The sequence below is a fragment of the Streptomyces violaceorubidus genome, from assembly GCF_000717995.1.
Classification (GTDB): Bacteria; Actinomycetota; Actinomycetes; order Streptomycetales; family Streptomycetaceae; genus Streptomyces; species Streptomyces violaceorubidus.
On the sequence record NZ_JODM01000085.1, the window covers coordinates 1 to 3,071 of the forward strand.

At 74.6% G+C, this 3,071-nt stretch carries 1 protein-coding gene; it reads left to right on the top strand.

The genetic code is table 11. From position 1 onward, the window contains the following. Window positions 1–23: 23 nt before the first annotated feature. Window positions 24–3,071: acyltransferase domain-containing protein (locus tag IE94_RS0133975; RefSeq protein WP_157849441.1), on the top strand; the 3,048-nt coding region annotated here is incomplete at its 3' end.

Consider the following 3,071-nt stretch of genomic DNA (forward strand, 5'->3'; position numbering starts at 1 on the left):
CCGGCGTCGGAGGAGTCATCAAGATGGTCATGGCCATGCGCCACGGCCTCCTCCCCCGCACCCTCCACGTCGACACCCCCTCCACCCACGTCGACTGGAGCTCCGGCGCCGTGTCACTGCTGACCGAGGAGCGGCCCTGGCCGGTCGCCGACCGGCCGCGCCGTGCGGCGGTGTCGTCCTTCGGGGTGAGTGGCACGAACACGCACGCCGTACTGGAGGAGCCCTCGGTGGAGGAGCCCTCCGCGGACGCGCCGGAGCGCGGGGCCGGGATGCCGGTCGTGCCGTGGGTGCTGTCCGCGAGGTCGGCGCAGGCACTGCGCGAACAGGCGGCACAGCTGAGGGAGTGCGCAGGAGGCGCCGACTCGGTCGATGTGGGCTTCTCGCTCGCCACCGGGCGTTCGGCGTTCGAGCACCGGGCGGTGCTGCTGGACTGCGGCGAGGGGCTGGACGCGGCCCTCGCGGCGCTCGCCGGGGACTCGGACGGTGCTCCGGGGCTGGTGACGGGCGCGGGTCACCGAGCCGCTCGCACCGCCTTCCTCTTCACGGGACAGGGCAGCCAGTACCCGGGAATGGGTCGTGAACTCCACGCCGCTCACCCGGTGTTCGCCGAGGCCTTCGACGAGATCTGCGCCTGCCTGGACCCGCACCTCGAACGCCCGCTGCGCGAGGTCGTGTTCGCCGAGCCGGGCACACCCGAGGTGGCGCTGCTCGACCGGACGCAGTACACCCAGGCGGCTCTGTTCGCCGTGGAGGTGGCGCTGTTCCGGCTCGTCGAGGCGTGGGGGCTGCGGCCTGCCGCGCTGCTGGGCCACTCCGTCGGTGAGCTGGCGGCGGCGCATGTGTCGGGGGTGCTGACCCTGCCGGACGCGTGCGCGCTGGTGGCGGCCCGTGGCCGGCTGATGGAGGAGTTGCCGTCCGGCGGGGCGATGGTGTCGGTGCGGGCCGGCGAGGACGAGGTCGCCAAGGTGCTGGCCGGTCGTACGGACCGGGTGTCCGTCGCGGCCGTCAACGGACCGCGGTCCGTCGTCGTGTCCGGCGACGAGGACGCGGTGCTCGCGGTGGCCGCCGAACTCGCCGAGCGGGGACGTCGTACCAAGCGGCTCAACGTCAGCCATGCCTTTCACTCGCCCCGTATGGACGCCATGCTGGGGGAGTTCCGGGCGGTCGCGGGGTCGCTGCGGTACAGCGATCCGCTGATCCCGGTCGTCTCCGATGTGACCGGTCGTACGGCGACCGCCGAGGAGCTGACCGACCCGGACTACTGGGTGCGCCATGTCCGGCAGGCGGTGCGTTTCGCCGACGGCATGAGAACGCTGGGCGAGTTGGGCATCGGCAGCTGCCTGGAACTCGGCCCCGGCGGCGTGCTGTCCGGGATGGGCGAGGACTGCCTGCCGGGCGACGCGGTGGCCTTCGCGGCCGCGCTGCGCCGGGACCGCCCTGAACCGGTGTCGGTGGTGGAGGCGGTGGCGGGGGTGTTCGCCCGCGGTGCCCGCGTCGACTGGGCGGCGCTGTTCGCCGGCAGCGGCGCCCGTCGGGTGGATCTGCCGACCTACCCCTTCCAGCGGCAGCGCTACTGGCCGAAGGCCGCGTCCGGCGCGGCCGGGGACGTACGCTCGCTGGGCCTGGAGGCGGTGGACCATCCGCTGCTGGGGGCCGTGCTGGAGAGCGCGGACGGCGACGAGTTGCTGTTCACCAGCCGGGTCTCGCTCGCAGGGCAGCCGTGGATCCGCGGCCACCGTGTCGCGGGTGCCGCCCTGCTGCCCGGCACCGCGCTGGCGGAACTCGCCGTACGGGCCGGGGACCGGGCGGGTTGCCCGCTGCTGGAGGAGCTGACCCTCGAAGCACCGCTGGTGCTGCCCGAGGACGGCGGGCTGCGGCTCCGGGTGCGGGTCGGCGCCCCCGACGAGTCCGGCCGGCGCTCCCTGAGCGTGCACGCACGGCCCGACGGGGACGCGGCTCAGGACGGCCTGCCGTGGACGCGGCACGCCGGCGGCACCTTGAGCCCGGACCGCCTCGGCTCCGGCCCCGGACCGGACCTGAGCGGCGTGTGGCCGCCGGCCGGGGCGCAGCCGCTCGGCCTCGACGGCCGCTACGAGCGGTTCCGGGAGAACGGCTTCGAGTACGGGCCCCAGTTCCAGGGGCTGCGGGCGGCCTGGCGGCTCGGCGACGAGGTCTTCGCGGAGGTCGTTCTGCCGGAGGATTCGGCCGGGGACGCGGCCGGCTTCGAGCTGCACCCGGCCCTGTTCGACGCAGCGCTGCAGACGGTCGGCCTCAGCGGCCTGGCCGAGGACGGCGCGAGGGCGCTGATGCCCTTCTCGTGGCGGGGGGTGCGCCTGCACGCCACGGGCGCGACGGTGCTGCGGGTGCGGCTGGCCGTGACCGGTCAGGACGAGGTGCGGCTCGACGCCGCGGACGCTCTGGGCAGTCCGGTCCTGACGGTCGACTCGCTGGCGCTGCGGCCGCTGTCCGGCGGGACGGCGGGCGCCGCCGTCGCGGCCGGTGTGCGGGACGCGCTGTTCCGCGTGGAGTGGGTGCCGGTCTCCACCCCGGAGGCAGAGGTGGCGGAGGTGGTCCGGCTGTCCGTCGGGAAGGGGCTTGCCGACCTTCCCGGCGCACCCGACGTGGTGGCCGCCCCTTGCCCGCCCGGCGAACGAGGGTCACTGCACTGGGCGTTGAAGCTGGTAAGGGGTTGGCTGGCGGACGAGCGGTTCGCCGCCTCCCGGCTCGTGCTGCTCACCCGTGACGCGGTGGTCACCTCACCCGAGGACATCCCGGACCTGGAACACGCTGCCGTCTGGGGCCTGATCCGCTCCGCTCAGGCCGAGCACCCCGACCGGTTCGTGCTCCTCGACACCGACAGCCAGGACACCTCCTCGATTCGGGGCGCTCTGTGCACCGGAGAGCCGCAACTGGCCGTCCGTGGGGGACGGTTCCTCGCACCTCGGCTAGCCCGGGCGGTCCCCACGGGGGCTGCGGCCTCCGTCTTCCGTCCCGACAGTACGGTCCTGATCACCGGCGCCACCGGCACCCTCGCCACCCACATCGCCCACCACCTCGTCACCCACCACCAC